The following is a 21,871-nucleotide window of genomic DNA, read 5'->3' on the forward strand; positions in this document are numbered from 1 at the left end:
GCGCAGGTCGACGGGCACTTCTCCCGGGTCGCCATAGGTATCCCCACGCCGCTCAGTCGATGGCTCGGGAGGGATCCCTCACCGACCATTTTCCGCGAAAGCAAGAGAGTTTAAACTAGTGGCAAACATCAAATCCCAGAAGAAGCGCATCCTCACCAACGAGAAGGCCCGCGCCAACAACGCGGCAGTCCGTTCGGATGTGAAGACCGCCATCCGCGCAGTCAAGCAGGCTGTGACCAAGGCTGATAAGGATGCCGCCACGGCAGCGCTGCGCGTTGCAGGCCGCAAGCTCGACAAGGCCGTCTCCAAGGGTGTCCTGCACAAGAACAATGCAGCCAACCACAAGTCGGCCATCTCCAAGAAGGTCAACGCGCTCTAAAGCCCGTTCAAGGTTTCATCGCAAGAAGCCGCTTCCGGTTCTCCGGAGGCGGCTTCTTCGTTTAATGCCCCCGGGGCCCTGGCTTCAGCGCCGGGCAGCCAGGGCGATCCCGGTGACGGCCCGCTCCACCGCATAGCGCGGATCGCGGGAAGCACCCTTGACCTGGGCATCCGCCTCGGCCACCAGGCGCAGGCAACGCACCAGGTCATCGGAGGAGAAAAAGCGGGCCTGCTCCTGGGCCTGTTGGATCTGCCACGGTGCCATGCCGAACTCCTGGGCCATGGATCCTGCGGAACGGCGTTGCCCGGAGACCTTGGCCACCTGACGCAGTTTCATGGCCAGTGCCGCGACGATGGGGACCGGGTCGGTACCGGTGGCCAGGGCATGGCGCAGGGCCCCCAAGGCCGCGGGGCCACGACCCGACAGGGCGGCATCGGCCACCTTGAAGCCGGTGGCTTCCACCCGCCCGCCGAAGTACCGGTCCACGGTCTCCTGATCGACCTCACCCGTGGTGTCCTGGATCAATTGCGAGCAGGCCGCCGCCAATTCGCCCAGATCGGCGCCGACGGCTGCCACGAGGGCACGGGTGGCCTCGGGAAGGATCCTGCGGCGGGCCTCCTTGAATTCGTGGGAGACGAACTCGACCTTCTCGGAGTCCCTCTTCAACGGCTGGCAGTCGATGACCCGGGCCCCGGCGGCCTTGAGTGCATCAAGGACCTTCTTGCCGCGGTTGCCCCCGGAGTGGTGCAGGATCATGACCACGTCCTGGGCCGGGGAGGCCGCGTAGGCGAGCGCGTCGTCGAGGAAGTCCTCGTTCATGGTCGCCAGCGAGGTGGCCTCGATGATCTTGGCCTCACCGAACAGGGAGGGGCTGGCTGCCAGCAGCAGCTCGCCGCGCTGGTAGGTCGACGCATCGAAGGCCGTCACCTCGGCGTCCCCGTCGCGGTGGCGAACCTGCCGGCGGATCGATTCGATGACCCTTCCGGCAAGGTAGGCCTCGGGTCCCTGGAGAAGGACCAGCGGGGCGGGGGCGGCCTGGCGCCAGCCGGTGCGGTCCTGTGCACGCGTTCCCGAGGCCCGGGACGGGCCCGAGGTCTTATTGGCCACCCTGATCCACCTTCCATTGGAGTCTGACATTGCATCCTATCGTCCCGAGGGCCGGACAGGTCGTCCGGTGATCACCAGCTCCCCCGTGGGCGTGACGCGCAAACGGATGGTCCCGTTGAGGTCGGTGCGGAACGTGTGCATGCCGGCTTCATGCAACGCCTTGAGGATCTTCGGGGTGGGATGGCCGTAGCTGTTCCCGCCCCCCACACCGATCAGGGCCACCCGGGCCCCGGATTGGTCGATGACGGCCGTCCCGCCGTTCTTCGCCCCGTGATGGCTGACCTTCAACACGTCCACCTGCAGCTCGGGGTGGGCCCGGAGCACCGCGTCCATGGCCTGCTCCTCCAGGTCCCCGGTGGCCAGCAGAGTGAAGGGCGGATGACCAGGGGCTGCCATCCGGAAGACCACGACCAGGGAGGCATCGTTTTCCTCTTCCCCCCGCGGATCCCCGATGGGCCCGATGACCTCCCAACTGACCGGGCCGGCGGATCCGGTCTGCCCGACCTCGGGAACCGTGGCCTCCAGCCCCTGTGGAAGTCCCGGTAGTTCGGTGCTGTCCGTTCCCGTGGAGTAGAAGGCCTGTTCCACCATCCTGCCCCGAACCGCCCCTTCCACTCCGCCGGCGTGATCGGCGTGCAGATGGGTGATGAACAAGGCATCAATGGTGTGGACCCCGAGTTCGTCCAGACAATCATCGACGACGTCGGGGTCCAGCCCCGTGTCGATCACGACGGCATGATCGGGGGCGGAGCGCAGGACAAAGGAATCCCCCTGCCCGACGTCGCAGCCCGCGACCTGCCACGGCCCGGGCGGGTCCGGCCACCAGGCTGTTGCCGGAAGCGTGAGTCCTGCCAATAGGCCCAGGCACCCCAACGCGGCGGCCCCGGCGACGGTCCTGCGTCCTGTTCCGGGGGCGGGCCCGGTCCTCGAGGCCCAGCGGCCGCCGGCGAACGGGCGCAGCCAGGCCCAGCGTCCGGGGTGGGGCCCGGCCTCTGCCGCCGGCGTGGCGGCAAGCCACACCGCGACCAGGGCCATTAAGGCCAACAGAACCGCGGCCCCGCGGCCACCGGGTCCTTCCGGCCACGGAAGCAATGCGCCGGGCAGGCCATGGACCAGCCGGCCCAACATCCCGATCCAGTCCGCCGGGATCCCGGCCAGCCAGATCAGTGGCTGCGCCCAGGGTCCCGGCACGGCACAGAGCAGCAGTGCCGACATGCCGGCCACGGTGACCAGCGGGACCAAGGGGGCCGCCAGGACGTTCGCCGGAACCGCATAGAGGCTGAAGGCAGGATTCATGCCCAACAACACCGGGAGGCAGAAGAGCTGGGCACTGGTGCTGATGGCCACCCCGTCGGCCAGCCATCCCGGCATGATGCGTCGGGCCAGCGCCCCCAGCCGGGCACCCATGAGTACTATCCCGGCGGTGGCAAGGACTGAGAGCTGGAAGGCGGGTTCCCGGGCGAACCAGGGATCCCAGGCCAGCACCCCGCAGACACAGACGCAGAGGGCGGTCAGTGCCTGGCGTCCCCTGCCCAGGTAGACGGCCACCGCACCCACGGCCCCCATCACCGCGGCGCGGATGACGCTGGGTTCGGGATGGACCAGGATGACGAACCCGACCAGGGTCACCAGCGAGGCACCCAGGGCTAACCATCGATTCACCCCGCAGAAGCGGCACAACCACAACACACTGCCCAGGATCATCGCCACGTTGGCCCCGCTCACCGCAGTCAAATGAGCCAGCCCAGCGGTTTTCATGGCGCTGTCCAGTTCGGGGCCCTGGGCCGAACGGTCCCCCATCACCATGCCGGGCAGGAGCGCCGGACCGGTGCCGGGAAGCACCGCCGACTCCAGTACGAAGCGTCGTCGCCATTGCTCGGAGACCGGTTCCGGCGAGGGCGTGTCCCGGGTCTGCATGGAAGCGACGGCCCTGAGCCAGTAGCCCTGGCGTTCCCCGGGCTCCGCCGGGCTGAGACGTGCCAGCCCGGAGACGATCCGACCCGGTAGTGGTTCCGCCCCGGGGCCCGCCCGGCCCGCGTCCAAGACCAGGACCGCCTCGGCGGCCCCGGCATGCCAGTTTCCATGGGCCGAGTATTTGAGGATCCGGACATCGACCATGAGCCTCGCCGTCGGTTCCGGACGTTCCTCGGCGGCGTGTTGTCCGACGATCGGTTCCCCCGTATGGGCCGCTCCTCCCGTTTCGATCCGGCGGGGATCCCCGGTGACCACCGCTTCCACCCGCAGGGTGGACGACGTCGCGGCCAGGGCGGCGAAGGTCGGGTCCATCTGGGCCAGGGAGTGGGTCGAGATCGCGGCCGAGACCAGGAAGACCCCCACTGCGGCGGCAGCCACCGGCGTCCACCAATGACGGGACCAGGCCAGCAGTCCCCGGTTGCGCATCAACACCCCGAAGAGAAAGACCAGGAGGAGCCCCAGGGCCACGGTCAGTATCCGCGCCAGGGCAGGGTCATGTCGGACCAGTTCCCAGGCGGCCGCCCACGCCCCGGCCGCTGCCGCGAGGCTGCGCAGGTCCAGGTAACCGTCGTCGACGGGGCCCGAAGCGGTACCGGCGTCGGGACGGGCCCAGCGGGACAGCAGGCGCTGGAGAAAGCCGGCGCCATCGCGGCTCAACATGGCAGCGCCGCCGGGGCCATCAGTTGAACCGGACCAGCGGTTCGAGCCGTTCCATCATGGCCGGACCGATTCCGGACACGGCATCCAATTCCGTCATCGAGGCAAAGGGGCCGTTCGCCGCCCGGAAGTCGATGATCCTCGCGGAGAGGGCCGGGCCGATGCCCGGCAATTCCTGCAGACCGGCGGCATCGGCACTGTTGATGTTGATCGGGCCCGCCTCCCGCGCGCCGGCACCGGCTGCGCCGCCGGGCCCTGCCCCGGGTCCGGCGCCGTTCGGGGGTCTTTCCGTGCCGCCCGCCCCGGGAAGTTCCTTGGTGGTGGGCAGATACAGTTGTTGGCCGTCCACCAGGGGGGCCGCCAGGTTGATCGCCGCGGGGGCCGCACCGCTGGCCAGTCCCCCGGCGGAACGAACGGCATCCTCGGCCCGGGCCCCGGGGGCGAAATGGTAGACCCCGGGCTTCTTCACCGCTCCGGCCACGTGGACCAGGACCGACGCGGTCCCGGCGGCCGCCGCCCCGGAGGCCTGCCCCGGGTCCGACCCGGTGGGGCTGGATCCCTCGGCTGAGGGAGGGTGGCCCGAGGTGGTGCCCGGGCCGGGGGTGCTGGGCGGGGTCGACGCCGGGCCGGTGGCGGCGCTGGGATCCAGGGCCACGGAGTCCAGTTGTTGTCCCGCGCCTTCGGGCGGATGGAAGAGCAGACTGGCAGCGATCCAGATGACGGCGGTGAACAGCAGGCACATGATGGCCCCGCGCCCCAGCCGAAAACGGAAACGTGTCCGGGGAACAGGGCCCGCTGCCGTAGCGGTGCGCTGTTCCCAACGGTGTCGGACCATGTTCCCAGCCTAGGAACCGCGTTCCTCGGCGGCGCCCCGGGTTGGCCGGATGTGGAGAACCCCGGTGGCCCGACGGCTGTGGAGGACCGGGTCAGGCCGGGACGGTGGATCCTGGGGCGTCGTCTTCGGGGGGATCCTGTTCGGACGGCGCCGCGGCATCGACCGGTTCGTCAGGGTTGTCCGGCGGGGCAAGGGCGGCAATGACCACGGCCAGGACCCCGGCGCCGGCATGGGCTGCCAGCACGGTGGGGAGCGGCTCGCACAGGACATCGCCGACACTGGAGCTTTCCAGCTCGGCACACAGTTCGTGGGCCTGATCGGGGTTGCCGAAATAGTGCACGGCGATCCGGGCCCCGGCCGGTGCGGCAGCGGCCTCCTCGCGGGAGATCTCCACCAGACGGGACATGGCCCGCGGCATGGTGCGCACCTTCTCGTGCACTCCGATGCGCCCGTTCTCGATGGCCAGCAGGGGCTTGACCGCCAACAGGGTGCCGAACATGCTTGCCGCGGCGCCGATCCGCCCGCCCTTGCGTAGCTGTTCCAAGCTGGGGACCACGAAGTACAGCCCATGGTCCTGCGCCCGCCGGACCCCGGCTTCCAGTTCCTGCGCGCCGGCCCCGGCCTCGGCGGCCAACACGGCGTCCATGACGGCCAGTCCCTGGGCCAGCCCCACGGTCCTGGTGTCCATCACGGTGACCTCGACCTCGACCTGCTCCGCCGCCCAACAGGCCGCGTCCACGGTTCCGGAGAGACCTTGGGACAGATGGAGCGAGTAGATCCGCTCGAAGCCGGCGGCGGCCAGGGATTCATAGGTGCGTTGGAAGGCGCCGGGGGCGGGACGGGAGGTCTGCACGGAGGCCCCGGTGGCCAAGGCCATTGCCAGTGCCGTCTCGACGTCGTCCAGTCCTTCCGTGTAGATCTGTCCGTCGATCATCACGGGAAGGGGCAGGACGCGCAGATGTTCGGCGTGCTCCTGGGCCCAGGCGGCGGGGATGGCCGAGGCGGTATCGGTCACCACCGCGGTACGCGGACCGCTCCTCCCCCGCGCCCGGTGGCGCCGATCGCGGGGAAGCAACCGTTCGAGGAAGCCGGGGGAACGACCCGGGGGCTGGGGCGTGGGGTCGCCCCGGCGCGGGGCTGAAGGCATGTCCCTACCCTAGGAGACCGGAACGAGGTTCACGAGCTTCGGGGCCCGCACGATCACGGTCCGCAGTTCGCGCCCGTCCAGGGCCCGTTGGATCGGCTCCGAAGCCAGGGCCAGGGCCCGCAGGTCCTCTTCGCTGATATCCGCCGGGACACTGAGGCGATCGCGCACTTTGCCCTTGATCTGCACGATGGCCACGACCGTGTCCTGGACCAACAGGGCCGGATCGACCGTCGGCCAGCCGGCGTTGGCGACCGAGGGGCCATGGCCCAGCTGCTCCCACATGTCCTCGGCGGTATACGGGGAGAACAAGCTCAGGATCACTGCGACGGCTTCGGCGGCCTCGCGCACTGCCGGATCGGAGGAACCGACCCCGGAATCGATGACCTTGCGGGTGGCGTTCACCATTTCCATCAGCTTGGCCACCACCACGTTGAACTTGCCCGAATCCAGCAGTTCGGCGGCTTCGGCGACGGCGCGGTGGGTGACGGTACGCAACCCCTGGTCGCCGGTGGCCGGATCGGCCCCCGGTTCGCTGTCGACATCCTGGGCCAGGCGCCAGGCACGGGCCAGGAACTTCCCGGCGGCGGCCGGGGAGACATCCGCCCAGTCGACGTCGTCCTCCGGGGGCGAGGCGAAGATCATGGTCAGACGCACGGCGTCGACCCCGTACTTGTCGAGCTGTTCGCCCAGGTCCACCCCGTTGCCCAAGGATTTGCTCATGGCCTTGCCGCCGTTGAGGACCTGGCCCTGGTTCAGCAGGGCGGCGAAGGGCTCGGTGGCCTCGATGAGTCCCAGATCGTGGATGACCTTGGTGAAGAACCGCGCGTAGAGCAGGTGCAGGATCGCGTGCTCCACCCCGCCGACGTACTGCCCCACCGGCATCCACGCGTTGGCGGTGTCCGGGTCGAAGGGTCCGTCGGTGTAGTCCGGGGACAGGAAGCGCAGGAAATACCACGAGGAGTCCACGAAGGTGTCCATGGTGTCGGTGTCGCGCATTGCGGCACCACCGCAGGAGGGGCAGGTGGTGTTGACCCAGTCGGTGGCAGCAGCCAGCGGGGAGGTGCCTTGCGGGGCCAGTTGTTCCCCGCGCAGGTCATCCGGCAGACGGACCGGCAGTTGGTCGTCCGGGACCGGGACCTCGCCGCAGTCCGGGCAATGGATGATCGGGATGGGGGTCCCCCAGAAACGCTGGCGTGAGAGCAGCCAGTCGCGCAGCCGGTAGTTCACCGTATGCCGGCCGGTTCCCGCGGCTTCGACGATCTCCACGGCGCGGGCGATCGCTGCGTCCTTCTCCAGCCCGTCGAGCTCCCCGGAGTTGACCAGGGTGCCCTCGCCGGTGGTGGCGACCCCGCTGGAGGCCGGGTCCTCTTCTCCGGTGTCCAGGACGACCCGGATGGGCAGGTCGAAGGTCCGGGCGAAGTCCAGGTCGCGCTGGTCGTGGGCGGGCACCGACATGATGGCCCCGGTTCCGTAGTCGGCCAGGACATAGTCGGCGGCCCAGACCGGCAGGCGTTCGCCATTGAGCGGGTTGATGGCATGGCGTCCGAGGAAGACACCGGTCTTGGTGCGTTCGGTGGACTGGCGTTCGATTTCGCTCAGGGCCTTGACCTGGTCCTGGTAGGTGGCCAGCTCCGCGCGGCGCTCCGGGGCGACCAGATCGGCGGCCAGGTCGGCGTCGGCGGCCACGACGAAGAACGTCGCCCCGTGGAGGGTGTCGGGGCGGGTGGTGAAGACCGTCACCTGGTGGTCGGCCGGATCCTCGGCGGTGGGTTCGATGACGAAATCGACATGGGCGCCCTCGGAGCGCCCGATCCAGTTGCGCTGCATGGCCAGGACGCGTTCGGGCCAGTGGCCCTTGAGCCCTTCCATGTCCTCGAGCAGGCGATCGGCATAGTCGGTGATCTTGAAGTACCACTGGTTCAGCGACTTCTTCGTCACGGCGGTTCCGCAGCGTTCGCAGGTGCCGTTGACGACCTGCTCGTTGGCCAACACCGTCTGGTCCTTGGGGCACCAGTTCACCGGGTGGTCCTTGCGGTAGGCCAGTCCCTTGTCGTAGAAGCGGGTGAACAGCCACTGGGTCCAGCGGTAGTACTCCGGATCGGAGGTGTGGATCCGTCGGGACCAGTCGGCGCTGATGGCATAGCGCTTGAAGGACGCCGCCTGGGTTTCGATGTTCTTATACGTCCACTCCGCGGGGTGGGCGTTGCGCTTGATGGCCGCGTTCTCCGCGGGCAGGCCGAAGGAGTCCCAGCCGATCGGGTGCAGGACGTCATAGCCCTGCTGGCGCCAGTAGCGGGCCACCACGTCGCCCATGGCGAAGGCCTCGGCATGGCCCATATGCAGGTCGCCCGAGGGGTAGGGGAACATGTCCAGGACATACCGGCGTTCGGCGCTGCCGTCGTCCTTCGGGGTGAAGACCCCCAGTTCCTCCCACACGGGTTGCCACCGTGCCTCCAGCTCGCTGAAGCTGTAGGTGGTGCCGGTCTCCGGGGTTCCGGGTGCCTCTGTGCTCACGGTGGGTCGCCTTCTGGTAGTGCAGATTCGGTTGGTCATCCAGTCCCGGCCCGCGCCGGGGTCCCCGCGGGGTTCCCACGAGGACCGAACATGAAAATACCCCTTGGCATCCAAGGGGCAGCCGGACGGTTCGGGCCCGGCTAGGAAGGACGTAGGACTGCTGACATGGTCCCAGTCTACAGCACGGCGGGGCCGTGACACCTGGGGTGTCACGGCCCCGCGCTGCAGGTCGTGGAGGGGTTGGCGGGCCTAGAGGACGTCCTCGTCGACCCAGTCGAAGGTCTTGGTGACGGCCTTCTTCCACAAACGCATCTGACGGTCGCGTTCGGTGGGGTCCATTTCGGGTTCCCACCGCTTGTCCTCGGCCCACTTGGCGCGCAGCTCATCACGGTCGGTCCAGAACCCGACGGCCAGTCCGGCGGCGTAGGCGGCGCCCAGGGCCGTGGTCTCGGTGACCTCGGGGCGGACGACCGGGACGCCGAGCATATCGGCCTGGAACTGCATGAGGGTCTCGTTGGCGACCATGCCGCCGTCGACCCGCAGTTCGGTCAGCGGGACTTCGGCGTCGGCGTTGACCGCGTCCAGGACCTCCCGGGTCTGGAACGCCGTGGCTTCCATGGCGGCCCGGGCGATATGGGAGCGGTTGGCGAAACGCGTGAGCCCGACCATGGCGCCGCGGGCGTCGGGACGCCAGTAGGGGGCGAAGAGGCCCGAGAACGCCGGAACGATGTACACCCCGCCGTTGTCCTCGGCCTGCGCGGCCAGGTCCTCGACCTCTGCGGCGGAGGAGATCATGCCGATGTTGTCACGCAGCCATTGCACCAGGGAGCCGGCCACGGCGATCGAGCCCTCCAGTGCATAGACCGGCTTCTCCCCCTCGAGCTGGTAGGCCACGGTGGTGAGCAGCCCGTTGGAGGACTTCACGATCTCCTCGCCCGTGTTGAAGATCAGGAAGCAACCGGTGCCGTAGGTGTTCTTCGCCTCGCCGGCCTTGAAGGCGGTCTGGCCGAAGGTGGCGGCCTGCTGGTCACCGAGGATGCCCGCCACGGGGACCTCGCGCAACAGCTGGTTGGTGTGCACCGTGCCGTAGACCTCCGAGGAGGACTTGATGGTCGGCATCATCGAGACCGGGACCCCGAAATCGGCCAGGATTCCCTCGTCCCAGGCCAGCGTCTTCAGGTCCATGAACAAGGTGCGGGAGGCGTTGGTGACATCGGTGATGTGGACGCCGCCGTCGGTACCGCCGGTCAGGTTCCAGGTCACCCAGGTATCGGTGTTGCCGAACAGCAGGTCCCCTGCTTCGGCGCGTTCGCGGACCCCGTCGACGTTGTCCAGGATCCACTTGATCTTGGTGCCCGAGAAGTAGGGGGCCAACGGCAGACCCACCCGGTCCTTGTAGCGGTCCCCGCCGCCGTCGGCGGAGAGCTCGTCGACGGTGTCCTGGGTCCGGGTGTCCTGCCAGACGATGGCATTATAAACGGGCTTGCCGGTGTTCTTGTCCCAGACCACCGTGGTCTCGCGCTGGTTGGTGATGCCCACCGCGGCGATGTCGTGCCGGGTGAGGTTCGCCTTGGACAGGGCGCTGCCGACGACTTCACGGACGTTGGTCCAGATCTCCTCGGCGTCGTGCTCGACCCATCCCGCCTTGGGGAAGATCTGCTCGTGTTCCTTCTGTCCAACGGAGACGATGGCTCCGTCGTGGTCGAAGATGATGGCACGCGAACTCGTGGTGCCCTGGTCGATGGCGATGATGTTCTTGGTCATGGGTTGCTTCCCTTCGAAGTACCGGTGATGGGGCAGATGATGCCGTGACGCGCACCACACGATCGTGTGCTGGCAGTCTAGGACATGGGTCCTGGCCGCGGGGTCGAGGTGCGCACGGAGGCGTTAGAAGAGCAGGCCTCCGGAGACGCCGCCCAAGGCTCCGCCGACCAGGGGGCCGACGACGGGGATCCAGGAGTAGCTCCAGTCGCTGGGTCCCTTGCCCTTGATCGGAAGGAAGGCGTGGGCGATCCGGGGTCCGAGGTCACGGGCCGGGTTGATCGCGTAGCCGGTCGGTCCACCGAGGGAGGCACCGATGCCCACCACGAGGAAGGCCACGGCCAGCGGGCCGAGTCCGTTGGGGGTCAGTCCGAAACCGGCGATGACGAAGACCAGGACGAAGGTCGCGATGATCTCCGTGAGCAGGTTCCAGCCCTTATGCCGGTAGACGGGGCCGGTGGCGAAGACGCCCAGCTTGGCCGCCGGGTCCTCTTCGGCGTCGAAGTGCTGCTTATAGGAAAGGTAGGCCAGGACGGCACCGATGATGGCGCCGATCATCTGGGCGGCGAAGTAGAGCAGCGTGTTCACCAGCGTGATGGCCACGCCCGGGGCATACTCGTGGACGTTGGGGTTGACCAGCAGGCCGACGGTGACGGCGGGGTTGATGTGTGCGCCGGAGACCGCGGCGACCCAGACACCGGCGAAGACGCCGAGCCCCCAGCCGAAGTTGACCATGAGGAAATTGCCGTTATTGCCCTTGGCGCCCCTCAGGACGGCATTGGCGACGACGCCACAGCCGAGAAGCATCAGCACCATGGTGCCGAGTGCTTCCGCACTGAAGACTTGTAGAGACATCGTTGACTCCTACGTTGTGTGGAATGGGGCGGGGCATCAGTTGATGTCCCGCGGTGATCCGGCTCCCGGCGATCGCCGATGCGGAAAAATGGGGGCCCGACCGTGCCCGGTGGCACGGTCGGGCGAGGGTCCCTAGGCGGCTGCCGGGGAGAAGGTGACGCCGTGCTCTTCGGAGAGTACGCGATGGGTCTCTGCGCGTTCGCTGGCCACGCGTGTGGCGTCCCACCCCAGCACGGGGGCCAGGACCTCGGCGCATTCGTCGATGAGCGCGGTGGTGACCAGGCCGCGGAAGGCCAGCGAGGTCCTGCGGATGAACACGTCGACCAGCCGTCCGACCTGCTCGTGGCGGGCCATGTGGGCCAGTTCGTCGACGCTGAGTTCGTCGCAGCTCAGCAGCAGGGCGTCCTGCTCGCCGCTGGCCTCCAGGACCTCGTCGGCACGGGTACCGTAGCGTTCGAGCAGGACGGCCAGTCGGTCGCGGCTTGCCCGTGAAGTCCTGGCGGAGATCCACTGTTCGCGTTCGACGTCGTTGCGCGGGTAGTCCACGCCGCCGCCGATGGCCAGGGCGCTGGTATCCGGCCCGGAGGGGCGTCCCAGTGCCGTGAGCACTTCGCCTCCCAGGTGTTCGGCCAGGGCCCGGAAGGTGGTCCATTTGCCGCCGACCAGGCTGAGCATCGTGGACCCTTGGCCGCCCGATCGCTTTTCGATGCGGTAGTCACGCGAGACGAAGCCGGGCTGGGTGTCGTCGTGGCGGGGCAGCGGGCGGATGCCTGAGAAGCGGTAGACGATCTCCTGCCGCGAGACGGCGACCTCGGGGAAAACATGGTTGATCAGATCGAAGAAGTAGTCCACTTCCTCTTCGGTGCAGCGTGCCGGCTCGCCCGGGTCCGCGTCGATGTCGGTGGTGCCCACCAGGACCCGGTCCCCCATCGGGTAGATCAACACGATGCGTCCGTCGCTGTGCTCGAAGAAGATCTCCCGGCCGCCGCAGGCGGCGAGCAGTTCGGGGCTGTCCAGGACGATATGCGAGCCCTTGGTCCCTCCCATGAACCGGCTGTCCTGACCCAGGGCGTGGTTGGTCTCATCGACCCAGGCGCCGGTGGCGTTGACGATCACCGGGGCCGTGAACTCGAATTCCTCGCCGGTGAGTTCGTCGCGCAACGTCGCCACGCCGTCGTGCTCGTTGACCAGGGAGACGTAGTTGGAGGCCCGTGAGTCCGGGTTGGCGCGCAGGCCGTCCTGGAGCACATCGAGGGTGAGGCGTTCGGGGTTGTGCACGGAGGCGTCGAAGTAGGTGGCCGCGTACTTCACGTCCTGGCGCAGTGCCGGCAGATCGTGCAGGGCCCGGCGACGGCCGTGGAACCGGTGGCGTTCGGTCAGCCGTCCGGAGCCGGCGAAGGCGTCATACATCATCAGGCCGGCCTTGATCAGCAGGGCCCCGCGTTCCTGCGGCTTGCCGTTGCGGTGGGTCAGGAAGCGGGCCGGGGCGCTGAGGATCCCCGAGAAGGTGGAGAAGATCGGGATGGTGGTGCGCAGCGGCTTGACGTAGTGCGGGGCGATGGCCAGCAGCGTGTTGCGTTCCTGCACCGATTCGTGGACGAGGCGGAACTCGCCGTTTTCCAGGTACCGGATTCCGCCGTGGATCATATGCGAGGAGGCGCCGGAGGCCCCCTGGCAGTAGTCCCCGCGCTCCACCAGCGCGACGTCGATGCCCTGCAGGGCCAGGTAGCGGAAGGTGGCGACGCCATTGATTCCTCCTCCGACGATGAGGACCTGGGCACGGGGCCTCTCCGACAACCGGGAAACGGCAGGACGGGCTGCTTGCGTGGATGACACTTAGATCTGTCCTTTGCTGCGAAATGGAACTGTTGGCCCCTGAACGGGCAACCGCCCAGTAGTCTGTCCAGTGGAGGACGTTGCCGTCAATCGGAATGCACAAACGTGCAGGAAGCGGAGGAATCATGCCGTACGACCCGCTGGAGGAGGATCCGGAGAACGGATCCGGTGACCCGAACGTTCATGGCGTACGACACACCTCCGGTGACCGGCGCGAACGCGATGCGCTGCGGGCGGCCCAGCTGTACTACGTCCAGGAACTGACCATGGAGGCCATTGCCCGGGACCTGGGGGTCTCCCGGTCCACCGTGTCCCGCTTGCTGTCACTGGCCAAGCGCAATGGCCTGGTCAAGATCGAGTTGAATCCCCCGCGGGGCCGGGCCACGTCGTTGGTCAGGGCCATGGAAACCAGATACGGGGTCAGGGCCCATGTGGTGCCCACCGACGGTTCTCTCAGTGAGGCCGAGGTCCTCGAACGCGTGGCCGCCCACGGGGCCCATGTGGTCCAACCGCTGATCTCTTCGGGAATGACCGTCGGGCTGGCCTGGGGGTCCACGCTGACCGCGTTGAGCCGGCACCTGGTGCATAAACCCACCCATGACACGGTCTTCGTCCAACTCAACGGCGCCGCCAACCCGCAGACCACGGGCATCTCCTATGCCAGCGAGATCCTCTTCAGGTTCGGGGCGGCCTTCACCGCCCGGGTGGAACAGTTCCCGGTCCCCGCCTTCTTCGACCGGGCCGAGACCCGGGCCGCCATGTGGCAGGAACGATCTGTCCGCCGCGTGCTGGACACCCAGTCAGAGTGCCGTTTGGCGGTCTTCGGGCTGGGCTCCATCGACGCCGCGGTCCCCAGCCAGATCTACCGCGGAGGCTATGTCAGCGCCCGGGAAGCCGCCGCCTTGCGTGAACAAGGGGTGGTCGGGGACGTGGCCACCGTCTTCTACCGTCGCGATGGCAGTGACGACTCGATCTCGATGAACGACCGCTCCACCGGTCCCCCGCTCGACGCCCTGCGCCGGGTTCCGCAACGGCTGGCGATCGTCGCCGGCCGGGGCAAGCTCGAAGCCGTCCGCGGCGCACTGGAGGGCCGGCTGATGACCGATCTGGTGATCGACGAGGGGACCGCCTGGCGGTTGCTTAAATGAGCACCGGCGGCCGATAGGCTCATCCCATGGACATCCCTTCCGACTACCGCGCCCCCTGGGTCACCCGCCACCGACACCTGGGCTCGGACCTGGCGGTCAGGACCTACCCCTCCCGGGGCCCCTCGCAGGGGATCATCCTGGCGATCCATGGGTTCCGTGGGGACCACCACGGACTGGACCTGCTGGTGCGCAACCTTCCCGGCTACACCGTCATCGTTCCCGACCTGCCCGGGTTCGGTGATTCCACGGCCTACCCCGACGCCCGCCACGACGCGGCCACCCAGGCGGGGGTCATCGAAACCGTGCGCGCCGAGCTGGGGATCCCGGCCTCGGCCGTCCTGCTGGGGCACTCCTTCGGAACGATCGTCGCCTCCCGCTACCTGGCCGAACATCCCGGCAGGTTCGCCTCGCTGGTGCTGATCAACCCCATCTGCGAACCGGCGCTGGAGGGCAGCCAGGCCGTCTTCTCCCGGGTCGCGGCCGGCTACTACGCCGCCGGTCGGATGTTGCCCGAACGCCTGGGCCTGGCGGTGCTGCGCAACCGGCTGATCGTCGATGTCATGTCGGCCGCGATGGGCACCTCCGGGGATCCGCGGACCCAGGCCTATGTGGTGGACCAGCACCGGCGCTATTTCAGCCGCTTCGCCACCCGGGCCAGCCTGCAGGAGGCCTTCGCCTCCTCGATCACCGATACGGTCCGTGACGTCGCCGCCGAGGTGGAGGAGCCGACCCTGCTGATCGTCGGCGCCCTCGACGACCTCGGCTCCATCGAGGGGCAGTATTCCTTGGCGGCCAGGTTCCCGCAGGCCAGGGTCGAGGTCATCGCCGGGGTGGGGCACCTGATCCACTACGAACGCCCGCGGACCGCGGCCAGGATGATCACCGGTTTCCTGACCGGCAAGAACTAGAGCAGGCCCTGCGGGTCGACGCGTACCGCGACCACCGGATCGCGGTTGGCCGAGGACCTGGCCTTGACCCGGCGCAGTTCAGCGCAGACCGGTCCGCCCTGGCCGTAGGAGAAGAACAGCAGCCACCGGTGGACCCCGTCCTCTTCGATCACCGGTCCGGTGAGCCTGACCGATTCGGGAAGTTCGAGTGCTTCGGCAAAGGCGTCGGCCGCCAGGGCGGGACCCGAGAGGGAGGCCGTGCGCACCGCGGGGGGCAGCTCCAGTTCACGCCGCAGGTTCAGCTCGCGTTCGGCATAGCCGGCGGCATCCCAGCGCACCAGGGCGCGGACCGGATCGGACTCCCCCGCCGCGATGACCACCACGCCACCATCCCGTGATGACCTGCCCAGGGAGGCGGCCGCGAGCCAGCGGTGGAGCACTTCCTCCCCGGTGCGCAGTTCATCGCGGGCGAGCATGCGGTCCCCGTCCAACAGCAGCACCGCGGCGTAGCCGCCCTCGGCCACCGGCTCGGCCCCCGGGGTGGCGACCACCAGCGACGGGGATCCCGGGACACGACGGCGGGGCAGGCCGCCGGTGGCGCTGACGACCGGGACCTTGGGGAAGGCCCGGCCCAGTTCCTCCGCCGTGCGGTCGGCCCCGATGGCCGCGGCCCGCAGACGCCGCCCCCCACAGGTGGGGCAGGACCAGTTCGGGGCCTGTTCCCCGCACCACCGGCAGCCGGGGACGGCGGAGGAATGATCCAGACCCAGAGGGCCGGAACAGGCGGGGCACCGCACCGGTTCGCGGCAGCGTTCACAGCGCACGGCCGGCAGGAAGCCGGTCCGGGCCACCTGTACCAGCACCGGACCGTGCTCCAGCGCCTTCGACGCCGTCGACCAGGCCAGCTTCGGCAGCCGGGCGGCATGCAGGACCGGGTCACGTTCCTGCTCGAAGGAATCGGAGCTGGCCACCACCCGGGGCGCCTGGGCCCGCAACAGGGCCCGCGGGGCCGTCAGTTCGGCGGCCCACCCGGTCAACACGAGGCGCTGGGCCTCGGCGCTGCGCGAGGTCCCGGCCATCAGCAGGGCGCAGCCGGCCAGTTGGCACCGCAGCAGCAGGGTTTCGCGGGCGTGCTGGTAGGGGGCCCGTGGTTCGGCGTGGCTGGAATCCTGGTCCTCCCACAGCACCACCAGTCCCAGGTCGTGGACCGGGGCGTAGGCCGCCGACCGGGTCCCCACCGCCACCGATGCCTGGCCGCGGGAGATCCGCAGGAATTCCCGGTAGCGCGGGGTGGCCCCGTCCTCGGCGCTGAGCCGGGCGACGACCGCCGGGCCCAGCAGGGCGGTCAAGGTCTCGGCGGCCCGATCCAGGTCGCGGGCATCGGGGACGACGACCAGGGCCCCCCGCCCCGAATCCAGGCAGGCTCCCACCGCTTCGCCGAGCAGGGCAGGCCAGCCCCCCGGCTGGTTGGGCATCACGCTGAGCACGGCCCGGGGGGCGCCGCCGCCGGCCAGCGACTCCAGGAACCCTGCTCCACCGTCGTACTCCGGCACCGACGACGGCGTCACGCGCGGGCCCTCGTCGGTGGGGGCCGCCGGGAGTGCGGCCCGTGGGGCATCGGAGGCGTCGGCGGCACTGGTCTCGGTTTCGACGCGGGCCATCCGCGGGGGGATGGCGGAGCGGACGACATCGGGAAGGGTTCCGGCGTAGCGGTCCGCGACGGCCCGGCATAGCCGCAGGACCTCGGGGCGCAGGACGACCTCGTCGGAGACGATCTTCCCCAGTGGCTGCAAGCTCACCCCGGGGTCGGTTTCGGCCAGTCGTTCCACGAGATATCCGGTCAGTTCCTGCCCGCCGAAACGGGCCCGGATGCGTACCCCGGGGATGGCCCGGGCCTCCAGTTCCGCGGGCACCAGGTAGTCGTAGAGCCGGTCCAGATGCGGGACCTGGGTGTCGAGCAGGACCCGGGCCACGGGCAGCGAGGCCGCCGGGGTGACCCCGGTGGGCAGGGGCCGGCGCACGTCGAAGCCCTGCAGCAGCGTGGGCTGCTCGGGCTCTGCGGCTGACCGGTCCACGAGGCCCTCCTAGAGGTTGAAGTAGTGGCGCAGCGCCCCGACGCGGTTGGTCTGCTCCCAGGTGAACCCCGGTTCCTCGCGGCCGAAGTGGCCGTGGGCGGCGGTGCGCTGATAGACGGGACGCTTCAGATCCAGATCCTCGATGATCCCCAGCGGGCGCAGATCGAAGACCTCCTCGATGGCGCTGGCGATCTTCAGCGGATCCACGGTTTCGGTACCGAAGGTCTCCACGTACAGCCCCACGGGCCGGGCCACGCCGATGGCGTAGGCGACCTGGATTTCCGCGCGGCGGGCCAGCCCGGCGGCCACCACGTTCTTGGCGATCCACCGCATCGCGTAGGCGGCCGAACGGTCGACCTTGGAGGGGTCCTTGCCGGAGAAGGCCCCGCCGCCGTGCCGGGCGAAGCCGCCGTAGGTATCGACGATGATCTTGCGTCCGGTCAGCCCGGCATCGCCGACCGGGCCACCGATGATGAACGGGCCGGAGGGGTTGAGGATGATCCGGGTGTTGGAGATGTCCAGATCGGTTCCGGCCAGCACCGGGCGCACCACCAGTTCGTGCAGATCGGTGCGCAGCGCCTCGAGTTCGAGTTCGCGGGCATGCTGGGAGGAGACGACGATGGTCTCCACCGAGACCGGGACGTCCCCGTCGTAGCCAATGGTGACCTGGGTCTTGCCGTCGGGACGCAGAAGCGGCTGGGCCCCGGTCTTGCGGACCTCGGTGAGTTTTTCGGATAGCCGTTGGGCCAGCCAGATGGGGGTGGGCATCAACACGGGGGTCTCGTCGGAGGCATAGCCGAACATGATGCCCTGGTCCCCGGCGCCCTGGGCGTCCCGGGGATCCTGGCCGGTGCCTTCGCGTTGTTCCCAGGAGTTGAACACGCCGTCGGCGATCTCCTGGGATTGCTGGCCGATGGAGACCGAGACGCCGCAGCGGGCCCCGTCGAATCCGTTGGCCGAGGAGTCGTAGCCGATGTCCAGGATGGTCTTGCGCACCAGATGCGGGATCTCGACGTATCCGGCCGTGGTGACTTCACCGGCGACGTGCACCAGACCGGTGGTGACCAGCGTTTCCACGGCGACGCGGGAATTCGGGTCCTGGGCGAGCATCTCATCGAGGATGGCATCGCTGATCTGGTCGCAGATCTTGTCTGGGTGGCCTTCAGTGACGGATTCGGAACTGAACAGGCGCAGGGAGGGGTTCTGGGAAGTCACCCGATCACTCTACCGGTTCAGGAGGGTCCCCACCGTCGCGATGAGTCCGCGGGCCACCTCGTCCTTGCTCCCGTCGATCCGGGTGGGTTCGGCGCCGTCGGAGGCCAGGATGGTGACCGTGTTGTCTTCGGTGCCGAAGCCCAACGTGGCGGAGACCTCATTGACGACCAGCAGGTCACAGCCCTTGCGCACGAGTTTGGCGTGGCCGTATTCCAGCACGGAGTTTTCGGTGTCGCCGGTTTCGGCGGCGAAGCCGACGATCAGGGCCGGGCCCTCCTCGGGATGGTCCCGGCGGTGTTCGACCAGTGAGGCCAGGATGTCGGGGTTGCGCACCAGCGTCAGGCCGGGGGCCCCGTCCTCGCCGGTCTTCTTGATCTTGGTGCCGGCGTAGTCGGCGGGACGGAAATCGGCGACGGCGGCGGCCATGATGACCGCATCGGCCCCCTGGCAGGCCTCGCTGACGGCGTCCCGTAGTTCCAGCGCGGTGGAGGCGGTGGTCAGCTCGACGCCGGCGGGGACCTCGGTCTCCAGATGGGCGGCGACCAGTCGCACGGTGGCGCCGGCGGCCAGGGCGGCCCGGGCGATGGCCGTACCTTGCCTGCCGGAGGAGCGGTTGCCCAGGAAGCGGACGGGGTCCAATGGTTCCCGGGTGCCCCCGGCGGTGACGACGACGGTGCGGCCCGCCAGGGGTCCCTCCCCCGTCGTCGGCTCCTCCATGGGGGTCCGTGGGCCCGTGGCCCCGGAGGGGATCAGGAAACGTTGGGCGACGTCGAAGATCTGCGACGCCTCGGGCAGGCGTCCGGCACCGGTGTCCTTGCCGGTCAAACGGCCCACGGCGGGGTCGATGACGGTGATCCCGCGCGAACGCAGGGTGGCGACATTGGTGGTGGTGGCGGGGTTCTCCCACATCCCGGTGTGCATGGCCGGGGCCACCACGATCGGGGCGGTGGAGGCCAGCACCGTATTGGTCAGCAGGTCGTTGGCCATCCCGGCGGCCAGGCGGGCCAGCAGATCGGCCGTCGCCGGGGCGATGACGATCAGATCGGCGTCCTGGCCGAGGAGGACATGGTTCACGTCCTCCACGGCCTCGAACACACTGGTGCGCACCGGGCGCCCCGAGAGGGCCTCCCACGTGGCCTTGCCGACGAACCGGAGCGAGGCTTCGGTGGGGACGACGTCGACCCGGTGGCCCGATTCCGTGAACAGGCGCAGCAGCCCCGCCACCTTATAGGCGGCGATCCCGCCGCCTACTCCGAGGACGATGCGCTGCTGGGCCTTCACGGGGTGGCGCTACTGCGCGTCGTCGGCGTCGAGCGGCTTGACCTGCAGCAGGCCCTCGTTGATTTCGCGCAGGGCGATGGAGAGCGGCTTTTCGTTCAACTGGGTGTCGACCAGCGGGCCGACGTACTCGAAGAGGCCCTCATGCAGCTGCGAGTAGTAGGCGTTGATCTGGCGGGCCCGCTTGGCCGAGTTGATCACCAAGGCGTACTTGGAATCCGTGGTGGTCAGCAGCTCGTCGATCGGCGGATTGATGATGCCTTCGGTGTTCGTAGACACGAAGCCTCCAAATTCTGTGTGGTGTTCGTCGGTGCCGGTCGGCCCCGACTACCGCTGGTGCGGAGTCAGGCCCATCTGGGAAACCAGCTCGTCGGCTGCACGCCGAATATCGTCGTTCACGATGGTGACGTCGAATTCGGATTCGGCAGCGAGTTCCAGTTTAGCGGTATCGAGCCGTCTTTGCTGTTCCTCCTCCGATTCGGTGCCGCGTCCGATGAGCCGGCGGACCAGTTCCTCCCAGCTGGGCGGGGCCAGGAACACGAATTTCGCCTCCGGCAACGACTCCTTCACCTGGCGGGCACCCTGCAGGTCTATCTCCAACAGGACCCGGCGTCCGGCGGCCACGGCTTCGGCGACCTTGGTGCGGATCGTCCCGTAGCGGTTGCGTCCGTGGACCACCGCCCATTCGAGCATGTCCCCGGCCCCGACCAGTTCGTCGAAGGCGTCCGGGCCCACGAAGAAATAGTGGATTCCATCCTGCTCCCCCGGCCGGGGGTCGCGTGTCGTCGCCGAAACGGAGAGCCACACCTCCGGGTAGTGGTCACGGATGTAGGTGGAAACGGTCCCCTTGCCCACTGCTGTGGGGCCGGCGAGGACGGTGACTGGCGGGTGGCTGGAAGCCGGCATGGTGTCCTTTGTTACTTTTTTGCGTGCGGCGGCGTGTCGTCGAAGTGGGACCGCAGCGCCGCCTGCTGTTTACGTCCCAGGCCGCGCAACCGGCGATTCGCCGAGATGCCGATGCGTTCCATCAGCGCCGCGGCCCTGACCGAACCAATCCCGGGAACCGACTCCAACAGATCCGCAACGCGGAGGCGTCCGACCGCCTCATCGCTGCGGGCCAGCTCGAGCAGCTCCGCAATGGGCAACTCGCCGCGGCCGAAGCTGTTCTTCACCTCGGCTCGGCGGGTCCGCGAGACCAGGGCCTTGGCCCTCGCCTTCGCACGGTCTTCCTCCGATAATGACTTCAAAACCATAGCGTAATCCCCTGCCGACTAGGAATCGGTCGTCACCGGGAACCGAACGTGCCTAGTGACGATGTGATCCGAACCTAGCGAACCCTGGGACCAGGCGCAATGGTCGCAGGCCTGCCGACTCAACCGCGCAAGGAGTCCTGGACGTCGATGGCGGCCCTGCGCAGCGTCGCGATATCGGGTCCATGGCGCAGGATGTCGCGGCTGGAGGTGGGCACCAGTTGGTCCCAGACCGCGCCGAACACCGCCCGCAAATCCTCCGGCGTGGCTCCTTGTGCCCCCAGCCCCGGGGCCAGGATCGGGGCCTGGCTGGCCGCCAGATCGATCCCCAGTTCCTCCAGGGCCGGGCCGACGGTCGCCCCGATCACCAACCCGGTGGAGCCCAGCTGCGCTCCCTGGTTCTCCCGGGCCGTGGCCTCGACGATCCCCCGCGCCACCGAGGCGGCCCCGCCGACATGCTGGACGCTGGCCCCCTCGGGGTTGGAGGTCAGCGCCAGGACGAAGACCCCGCGGCCGCTGGCGGCGGCGGCCTCCAGGGCCGGACGCAGCGACCCGAACCCCAGATAGGGGCTCAGCGTCACCGCATCAGCGGCCAGGGGGGACCCATCGCGCAGCCAGGCGTCCGCATAGGCGGCCATGGTGGAGCCGATATCCCCGCGTTTGGCATCGGCCAGGGACAGCAGCCCGGCCTGCGAACATGCAGCCAGGGTCCGTTCCAGGGCGGCCATTCCGGCCGACCCGTGGCGTTCGAACAGGGCGACCTGGGGTTTGACCATGGCGACTTCTCCGGCCAGGGCCTCCACCACCGAGAGGGCAAATCGTTCCACCCCGGCCGCATCGTCGGTCAACGCCCAGTCGGCCAGCAACCCCGGATGCGGGTCGATCCCCACGCAGAGCGGACCGTGCACGGCCATGGCCCGGGCCAGCCGGGAGCCGAAAGGCTCCCGGCCGGC

The 21,871-nt window shown here is 68.9% G+C and carries 18 protein-coding genes; 3 read left to right on the forward strand and 15 right to left on the reverse strand.

What is annotated here, in order from left to right:
• Positions 1-118 precede the first annotated feature (118 nt).
• Entirely contained in the window at positions 119-379 is a 261-nt protein-coding gene (gene rpsT, locus AC3ZI9_RS07560) for a 30S ribosomal protein S20 (protein ID WP_444554920.1), read from the forward strand.
• A gap of 84 nt (positions 380-463) precedes the next feature.
• Here the strand turns inward: rpsT and holA are convergent, their stop codons facing one another.
• The 8 genes from holA to AC3ZI9_RS07600 all read right to left on the reverse strand — a co-directional run bounded on the left by holA (position 464) and on the right by AC3ZI9_RS07600 (position 13,065).
• The gene (gene holA, locus AC3ZI9_RS07565) at positions 464-1,516 is read right to left on the reverse strand and encodes a DNA polymerase III subunit delta (protein WP_444554919.1); all 1,053 of its coding nucleotides are present in this window, start codon (positions 1,514-1,516) and stop codon (positions 464-466) included.
• Positions 1,517-1,522: 6 nt separating this feature from the next.
• Positions 1,523-4,120, reverse strand: coding sequence for a ComEC/Rec2 family competence protein (locus AC3ZI9_RS07570; protein ID WP_489923990.1), 2,598 nt, complete (start codon positions 4,118-4,120; stop codon positions 1,523-1,525).
• Positions 4,121-4,139: 19 nt separating this feature from the next.
• Positions 4,140-4,952, reverse strand: coding sequence for a ComEA family DNA-binding protein (locus AC3ZI9_RS07575; RefSeq protein ID WP_489923991.1), 813 nt, complete (start codon positions 4,950-4,952; stop codon positions 4,140-4,142).
• 91 nt (positions 4,953-5,043) lie between these two features.
• A complete protein-coding gene (locus AC3ZI9_RS07580) occupies positions 5,044-6,099 on the reverse strand; it encodes a DegV family protein (RefSeq protein WP_489923992.1) in 1,056 nt (351 codons plus the stop codon).
• A 9-nt stretch (positions 6,100-6,108) separates the two neighbouring features.
• Complete coding sequence (leuS, locus tag AC3ZI9_RS07585) at positions 6,109-8,652, reverse strand: leucine--tRNA ligase (protein ID WP_489923993.1); 2,544 nt, start codon at positions 8,650-8,652, stop codon at positions 6,109-6,111.
• 210 nt (positions 8,653-8,862) lie between these two features.
• Complete coding sequence (gene glpK / locus AC3ZI9_RS07590; RefSeq protein WP_444554914.1) at positions 8,863-10,377, reverse strand: glycerol kinase GlpK; 1,515 nt, start codon at positions 10,375-10,377, stop codon at positions 8,863-8,865.
• A gap of 123 nt (positions 10,378-10,500) precedes the next feature.
• Entirely contained in the window at positions 10,501-11,229 is a 729-nt protein-coding gene (locus AC3ZI9_RS07595; protein ID WP_444554913.1) for an MIP/aquaporin family protein, read from the reverse strand.
• Between the two features lie 132 nt (positions 11,230-11,361).
• Positions 11,362-13,065 carry a glycerol-3-phosphate dehydrogenase/oxidase gene (locus AC3ZI9_RS07600; protein ID WP_444554912.1) on the reverse strand — a complete coding sequence of 568 codons (1,704 nt, stop codon included), beginning with the start codon at positions 13,063-13,065 and terminating at the stop codon, positions 11,362-11,364.
• A 125-nt stretch (positions 13,066-13,190) separates the two neighbouring features.
• Between AC3ZI9_RS07600 and AC3ZI9_RS07605 the strand changes: the two genes are divergently transcribed.
• Together AC3ZI9_RS07605 and AC3ZI9_RS07610 are read left to right on the forward strand one after the other, a co-directional pair.
• The gene (locus AC3ZI9_RS07605) at positions 13,191-14,213 is read left to right on the forward strand and encodes a sugar-binding transcriptional regulator (RefSeq protein WP_489923994.1); all 1,023 of its coding nucleotides are present in this window, start codon (positions 13,191-13,193) and stop codon (positions 14,211-14,213) included.
• Positions 14,214-14,239: 26 nt separating this feature from the next.
• Positions 14,240-15,121, forward strand: coding sequence for an alpha/beta fold hydrolase (locus AC3ZI9_RS07610; RefSeq protein WP_444554910.1), 882 nt, complete (start codon positions 14,240-14,242; stop codon positions 15,119-15,121).
• Here the strand turns inward: AC3ZI9_RS07610 and AC3ZI9_RS07615 are convergent.
• The 7 genes from AC3ZI9_RS07615 to pyrF all read right to left on the reverse strand — a co-directional run bounded on the left by AC3ZI9_RS07615 (position 15,118) and on the right by pyrF (position 21,832).
• On the reverse strand, positions 15,118-17,175 hold the full coding sequence (locus tag AC3ZI9_RS07615) for a primosomal protein N' (protein WP_489923995.1): 2,058 nt from the start codon (positions 17,173-17,175) through the stop codon (positions 15,118-15,120). The two genes, AC3ZI9_RS07610 and AC3ZI9_RS07615, sit on opposite strands and share 4 nt — an antisense overlap.
• A 9-nt stretch (positions 17,176-17,184) precedes the next feature.
• Positions 17,185-18,390 carry a methionine adenosyltransferase gene (gene metK / locus AC3ZI9_RS07620; RefSeq protein ID WP_489923996.1) on the reverse strand — a complete coding sequence of 402 codons (1,206 nt, stop codon included), beginning with the start codon at positions 18,388-18,390 and terminating at the stop codon, positions 17,185-17,187.
• 9 nt (positions 18,391-18,399) lie between these two features.
• Positions 18,400-19,671: a bifunctional phosphopantothenoylcysteine decarboxylase/phosphopantothenate--cysteine ligase CoaBC gene (coaBC, locus tag AC3ZI9_RS07625; RefSeq protein WP_444566739.1), complete on the reverse strand. Its 1,272-nt coding sequence runs from the start codon at positions 19,669-19,671 to the stop codon at positions 18,400-18,402.
• Between the two features lie 9 nt (positions 19,672-19,680).
• Positions 19,681-19,947 carry a DNA-directed RNA polymerase subunit omega gene (rpoZ, locus tag AC3ZI9_RS07630; protein ID WP_444554906.1) on the reverse strand — a complete coding sequence of 89 codons (267 nt, stop codon included), beginning with the start codon at positions 19,945-19,947 and terminating at the stop codon, positions 19,681-19,683.
• Between the two features lie 48 nt (positions 19,948-19,995).
• Positions 19,996-20,574: a guanylate kinase gene (gene gmk / locus AC3ZI9_RS07635; protein WP_444554905.1), complete on the reverse strand. Its 579-nt coding sequence runs from the start codon at positions 20,572-20,574 to the stop codon at positions 19,996-19,998.
• A gap of 11 nt (positions 20,575-20,585) precedes the next feature.
• Positions 20,586-20,921 (reverse strand): integration host factor, actinobacterial type, encoded by a 336-nt coding sequence (gene mihF / locus AC3ZI9_RS07640; protein ID WP_444554904.1) that lies wholly within the window; start codon positions 20,919-20,921, stop codon positions 20,586-20,588.
• Between the two features lie 119 nt (positions 20,922-21,040).
• Entirely contained in the window at positions 21,041-21,832 is a 792-nt protein-coding gene (gene pyrF / locus AC3ZI9_RS07645; RefSeq protein ID WP_489924025.1) for an orotidine-5'-phosphate decarboxylase, read from the reverse strand.
• Positions 21,833-21,871 lie beyond the last annotated feature (39 nt).

This window comes from Arthrobacter sp. AOP36-F1-5 (assembly GCF_058137995.1).